This window comes from Rhizobium hidalgonense, from assembly GCF_002914525.1.
In the GTDB taxonomy this organism is placed as follows: domain Bacteria; phylum Pseudomonadota; class Alphaproteobacteria; order Rhizobiales; family Rhizobiaceae; genus Rhizobium; species Rhizobium hidalgonense.
On record NZ_LODW01000139.1, the window covers coordinates 261,425 to 267,821 of the forward strand.

The 6,397-nt window shown below is 60.2% G+C and carries 5 protein-coding genes; 4 read left to right on the top strand and 1 reads right to left on the bottom strand.

Annotated elements, in window-relative coordinates; all coding sequences use genetic code 11:
- Window positions 1–177 precede the first annotated feature (177 nt).
- The 4 genes from ATY29_RS36280 (at window position 178) to ATY29_RS36295 (ending at window position 6,082) form a co-directional block, all read left to right on the top strand.
- Window positions 178–2,178, top strand: a complete 2,001-nt coding sequence (locus ATY29_RS36280; protein WP_375164587.1) for a putative bifunctional diguanylate cyclase/phosphodiesterase — start codon at window positions 178–180, stop codon at window positions 2,176–2,178.
- A 302-nt stretch (window positions 2,179–2,480) separates the two neighbouring features.
- Complete coding sequence (locus ATY29_RS36285; protein ID WP_097534454.1) at window positions 2,481–4,598, top strand: carboxy terminal-processing peptidase; 2,118 nt, start codon at window positions 2,481–2,483, stop codon at window positions 4,596–4,598.
- A 101-nt stretch (window positions 4,599–4,699) separates the two neighbouring features.
- Window positions 4,700–5,125, top strand: coding sequence for an Rrf2 family transcriptional regulator (locus ATY29_RS36290; protein ID WP_097534455.1), 426 nt, complete (start codon window positions 4,700–4,702; stop codon window positions 5,123–5,125).
- A 90-nt stretch (window positions 5,126–5,215) separates the two neighbouring features.
- Window positions 5,216–6,082 carry a nuclear transport factor 2 family protein gene (locus ATY29_RS36295; RefSeq protein WP_202973660.1) on the top strand — a complete coding sequence of 289 codons (867 nt, stop codon included), beginning with the start codon at window positions 5,216–5,218 and terminating at the stop codon, window positions 6,080–6,082.
- 127 nt (window positions 6,083–6,209) lie between these two features.
- Here the strand turns inward: ATY29_RS36295 and ATY29_RS36300 are convergent, their stop codons facing one another.
- A complete protein-coding gene (locus ATY29_RS36300) occupies window positions 6,210–6,365 on the bottom strand; it encodes a hypothetical protein (protein ID WP_244597505.1) in 156 nt (51 codons plus the stop codon).
- Between the last annotated feature and the right edge of the window lie 32 nt (window positions 6,366–6,397).

Consider the following 6,397-nt stretch of genomic DNA (forward strand, 5'->3'; position numbering starts at 1 on the left):
GCAGTGGCCGCCACTGGACCACTTAATTTTAGAAAATATTAGTGAAGCCGAGAGATACACTGCCGGCTTCGGCGCTGTTCGAGTGTTATCGGTTGATGTGGGGTCGGCGTCGGGCTATCCAATTCAGCTGGCGGTCTGCGTAGGGCAACTGCTGCAAGATTGTTGGGTGGCAGGGGCATGATGCACGTGTTAGCCGAGACGGCAGTCGCCACCATGCGGCCGACGCTGTCGCCAGAACGGTTGCGTCGTCTGTATAAGCATCGGAGCGAGAGCGGCCGAAAATGCGCGACCCGCAGCGGCCTCTGGATCGCGGTGGCAGCTTACCTCGCCTATGCTTTCACGGACTATCTTTTTATCGGCGATGTCGTTCGCTACACGGTCGCTGGCCGGGTGGCGGTGAGCGCCGGTGCTCTCTGCATGCTGGAACTCCTGCTCTACCGCAAGGCAAAAGCCGATACGGTCGACATGGCCGCGGCGGCGTCCGTGCTGGCCGCTTATCTTGTCTGGCTTCTCACCGCCCAGATGACCACGGTCAGGGAGGCGTTCTCCTATTATATGGTTTTTGGCGCGATCTTCATGATGAGCGTCAACCTGTTCTTCAGTTTCCGGTTTCCGCTTGCCCTGGCGGCCTCCGTCACCAACATGCTCATCTTCATCGGCGCCCTCTGTCTGTTCGCGCCGATGTTGCTTGTCCACAAGCTGATCCTCGGTGCCTTCTGTATTTCCTGCTTTATTTTCACCTCTTACGTGAACCTTCAGCTGAACAGGGAGCGCTATAAGGTCTTCCTGAATGCGCTTGAAGCCAGTCTGCAGCAGGCGGCCGCCGAGGAAAGGGGCAGGGCGCTTTTGCACCTCTCGAATACGGATTCGTTGACGGGCCTGGAAAATCGCCGGGCAATCGATCAGCGCCTGCGCGACTATTGGCAACGCTGGCAGGACAAAAGAGCGCCCTTTGCCGTGCTGCTGATCGATGTCGATTACTTCAAGCACTATAACGACTGCTATGGCCACCAGGAAGGTGACCGGTGCCTGGTGGCGGTATCCCAGCTTCTCCAGAGCGTGGCCTCGTCCTACGGCTCGATCATCGGACGGTACGGCGGTGAGGAATTCATCGTCATCACACCCATGCACAATTCGGAAAGGGCGGCCGCACTCGCAGAAGCAATGTGTGCCGCCGTCCGCGCGCTGGCGTGGCCACACGAGCACCGGCGGGACGGCACCACCGTCATCACCGTCAGTGTCGGCGTCTCCTATACCCGGGACCACACCAAGCAGGTCGACAAGGTCATTCATGAAGCCGACCGCGCGCTTTATGCCGCCAAGGCAACCGGTCGAAACACCGTCGTGGTCTTCGATCCTAACGACCCGCAGAGCAGCGATGACAGCGAGGATATCGCCGCGACCCTGAAGATCGCGCTTGAACACGGCCTCGTCTCCCTCGTCTATCAGCCGATCCGTAACGTCCAGACCGGCGATATGGACGGTGTAGAAGCTTTGATGCGTTTGAGGATGCTGGACGGAACCGCCGTACCGCCGGATAAATTTATCCCGGTTGCCGAAAGGACAGGTTCGATCGTTAAACTCGGCCGCTGGGCAATTCGTACTGTTTGCCGGGACCTGTTGGCAGGCGACCTGGTGCAGGTTGCCAGCGTCAACGTTTCGCCGATCGAACTGAAAACGCCGGGTTTCGCCAGCTATGTCGCTGCAACACTGGCGGAATTCGACGTGGCGGGCGCCAGGCTTGCTTTCGAAATTACCGAAGGCGTGGAGCTGGAAATCGACCAGGACCTGGTTCGCTGCATCAGCGACCTGAGGGCGCTCGGCGCTCAAGTCTGGCTCGACGACTTCGGCACAGGCTTCGCAGGGCTCTCGTGGCTTCGACTGATCGACTTCGACACCGTCAAGATCGATCGATCCTTCCTCCATGACAGCAACACGGAGAGAGGCAAGAGGATGCTGCTCGACATCATCAGCCTGCTGCGCAATCGCGGTGTCAGGATCCTCGTTGAAGGCGTCGAGACGATCGAACATCAGCTGCTGATGCAGCAATACGGCATCAACCAGATCCAGGGATATTACATCGGCCGGCCGGCGCCGGCCGCTCGGCTGGAAACGGGTAACGTGCTGCCGTTCAGCAGGAACCTTGATTCCAAACGTCTGTCGCGGAATGGGCCATAGGCTCCGTTCCGGTCGAGGCGACGGATTTCCCAAGCGTCTTTGAGACCAAGCATCTTCGAGCCCAGGCATCGTTGAGACCTTCCACCGCCAGGCCATAGCTATCTGCAAGCGATGTTGGTTTGCAGGTCACGGCGCTGTGTGTGAAAGCGCCGATGCGCTTCATGTTCCTCCAGCCGACGACGCCAAATAGTTTTCTGCCGCTGCGCAGACCATCCAATTTCCCCCCTGCTTGCCAAAAAACCACAATTGCCTCACTTAGTTCACACATCCACCCTCGGCATGAAGAATTGGATCAACGCTGCATGCGCATAGCTTACGTTTTTCTCGGTGCATTTCTTGCAATCGTACAGTCCGCCTCCGCTGAAGTCGCATCGCCGCCGGTTTTGGCGCCGCTGGAGCGACAGGCAGAAGCCGCGCAGTTGAGCGCGCAATTTCTCTCGCGCTACAGCTATAAGCCCGTTCCGCTCGACGATGCCTTGTCGGCGCGGGTGATGGATGGCTTCATCAAGTCGCTTGATCCGGATCGCATGCTCTTCCTGCAGGCCGATATCGACAAGTTCATGGCTGAGCGCAGCGAGATCGACGATGCGATCGAGCGCAAGGACCTGCAGATCCCGTTTGCGATCTTCAACGCCTATGAACAGCGTGTTGTCGACCGCATGACCTACGCGCGCAGCCTGCTGAAGCAGAATTTCGATTTCAGCGGCCAGGAGAATTATTCGGTGCTGCGCGAGAAAGCGCCGTGGCCGCAGTCGCAAGCCGAGAGCGATGAGCTTTGGCGCAAACGCGTCAAAAGCGACTGGCTGCGGTTGAAGCTCGGCGGCAAGGCCGATGCGGCTATTCGCGACACGCTCGACAAACGCTATGAAAACACGCTCGAGCGCGCTTACAAATTCAAGAGCGACGACGTCTTCCAGTCGTTCATGGACGCCTATTCGAACGCGATCGATCCGCACACCGATTATTTCGGCGCCGCCGCCTCAGCCGATTTCGATGTGTCGATGAAGCTGTCGCTGTTCGGCATCGGGGCGGTGCTGCAGGAGCGCGACGACTATACGACGATCCGTGAGCTGGTGCCCGGCGGGCCGGCGCAGCTTTCCGGCAAGCTCGCGGTCGGAGACCGGATCACCGGCGTCGGCCAGGGCAAGAATGGGCCGATCAAGGAAGTGGTGGGCACGCGCCTTGATGAAGTCGTGCAGATGATCCGCGGGAAAAAGGGCTCCGTCGTGCGCCTCGACATCCTGCCGGCCGATGCCGGCGCCGATGCCACGCATCGCGTCATCAGCCTGGTGCGCGATAAAATCAGTCTCGACAAGCAGGCCGCCAGGAATACCGTTCTGTCGGTCAAATCCGGTGACACCGAGCGCAAGATCGGCATCATTACCCTGCCGGTCTTCTATGAGGATTTTGAAGCCAAGGGCAAAGGCGACAAGGATTACAAAAGTGCCAGCCGCGATGTCGCCAAGCTTCTCGGCGAGCTGAAGCAGGAAAACGTCGACAGCGTTCTCATGGACCTGCGCAACAATGGCGGCGGTTCCTTGGACGAGGCGATCGATTTGACCGGCCTCTTCATCGGCAAGGGCCCGGTCGTCCAGCAGCGCCGCAGCGACGGCAAGATCGAGGTCAAAAGCTCGGATCTCGCCGAGCCCGTCTGGGCAGGCCCGATGGGTGTGCTGATCAATCGCGGCTCGGCCTCGGCTTCGGAGATTTTTGCCGCGGCGATCCAGGATTACGGCCGCGGCGTCATCGTCGGCGAACCCAGCTTCGGCAAGGGCACGGTTCAGACGGTCGTCGATCTCGACCAGATGGTTCACAACAGCAAACCCGAATATGGCGAGCTGAAGGTGACGATCGCCCAGTTCTTCCGGGTCAATGGCGGCACGACGCAGCTGCGCGGCGTCACCCCCGATATCACCCTGCCGGGATTGTCCGATCCGGAGAGCTTCGGCGAGACCAGCTATGACAACGCCCTGCCATGGGCGGAGATCAAGCCCGCCAAATACGCGCCCGAAGGCAATGTCGCGGCATTGCTGCCGGCCTTGCAGAGCCGCCATGATGCGCGGGTGAAGGGCGATCCGGATTTCCAGCGCCTGGTGAAAGACATTGCCGACCTGAAGGCGCAGCGCGAGAAAGGCATCGTCTCCCTGAATGAAGCCGAACGCCGCAAGGAAGCAGCGGCGCGCGAGAAGCGGTTCAAGGATCGGGCGCAGGCGAGCGATGGCGACAACCCCGGTGGAGATGATGGTCTGGAGTCGGGCGAACGCAGCCTCAGCGCCGACATCGCCCTCGAAAATGCCCGCAAGAATGCCAAGGACGTCCTGCTCGACGAGGCCGCCGCCATTCTGGCAGACGAGGTGGGTCTGCATGACGGCGACCTGAATGCAGCCACCAAACCAGCGGCAAAGACCGACGCGAAATAGCCGGCCGCTGAGCTCGCCGCTGCGGGGCAGGGCGCGCCGGCCGGCGCCCCTCCTTGCGCCGATCCCATATGTGCCTGTATAAGGCACATATCGAGGACGCCATGAACACCCGCTTTGCCGTCGCCACCCACATCCTGACCTTTCTTCAGTCCCAGGAAGGGTCCCCCGCGTCCTCCGAGCTGATTGCATCGAGCGTCAACACCAATCCGACGCTCATCCGGCGGCTGCTGTCGCAGCTGGCCAAGGCCGGGTTGACGACCGCCCAGATGGGCAGCGGCGGCGGCGCCTTGCTGGCCCGGCCGGGCACCTCGATCACGCTGCTCGATGTGCACAGGGCGATCGACGAAGGCCACGTCATTTTCCCGCTGCATCAGCAGCCGAACCCGCAATGCCCGGTCGGCCGCAACATCAACAAGGTTTTGCACGGCCGCATCGCCGCGGTCGAACAGGCGATGGAGCGTGAGCTCGCACGCACCACCATCGCCGATCTCGCCACCGATATTTCAGCCATCAATTCAGCCGCTTGATCGAAAAGCCGATGTTTCGCGCGCGTCACAGCTTTACATTGATATGTAACAGAGATAGATACATATCGTCTGTTACAGGAATGGTTACATATGATGAAGACCAGCTTCCCGCGCCGCACCGTGCTTGCGATGGCGGCAATCCTCCCTCTCGCAGGTGGCCTCAAGGTCACCTCCGCCCATGCAACGGAGACCCTAATGACCCAGCAGGAAAAACAGGTCGTCGACCTTCTCAAATCGATCGAAACCGGCGCGGCCGAGCCGGTCGGCGTGATCAATCCGGAAAAATACATTCAGCACAATCTCGGCGCGGCCGACGGGCTCAAGGGTTTCGGCGAGCTGCTTGCGGCGCTGCCGAAGGGATCGGCCAAGGTGAATACCCTGCGCGTCTTCCAGGACGGCGATTTCGTTTTCGCCCATAGCGAATATGAATTCTTCGGACCGAAGATCGGCTTCGATATCTTCCGCTTCGAAAACGGCAAGATCGTTGAACACTGGGACAATCTCCAGCAGACCGCAGGCCCGAACCCCAGCGGCAACACCATGATCGATGGCCCCACCCAAGCCAAAGACCTCGCCGGCACCGAGACCAACAAGAAACTGGTGTCCACTTTCGTCGACGACATTCTCGTCAACGGCCGCATGGAAAAGCTCGCCGGCTATTTCGACGGTGACAACTATATCCAGCACAACCCTGAGATCGCCAACGGCCTGTCGGGCCTCGGTGCAGCGCTGAAGGCGATGGCGCAAGCCGGCGTCACCATGAAATACGACACCGTCCACAAGGTGCTCGGCAAGGGCAATTTTGTCCTGACCGTCAGCGAAGGCGCATTCGCCGGCAAGCCGACCTCGTTTTACGACCTGTTCCGGGTCGAGAACGGCAAGATCGCCGAGCATTGGGACACGATCGAAGCCATCCCGGCCAAGGCCGACTGGAAGAACCAGAACGGCAAGTTCTGACAGCCAACGCACCTGTGACGGGCCTTAGATCTACGCATGTCGTTGTCGTAAAACCGCTGCACAGTTTTGCGCGACATAGTTCGCGGGGGCTTCGGCCCCCGCTCGCCGATCTGCAGACGGCCTCGGTTTACCGCTGGCCTTCCTCTTCCTCCCGCAACCGCCCTCGGAAGGCGTTCGGCGTCGCGCCGATCGCCGCCTGAAACATCGCAATGAAGGCGGAGGTCGTGCTGTAACCCAGCCTGTGGGTGTTGATTTCCACTGAGAGCTGACCCGGCGTTTCCACCGAGAATTGACCCGCCTTTTAGGTATCGTTCT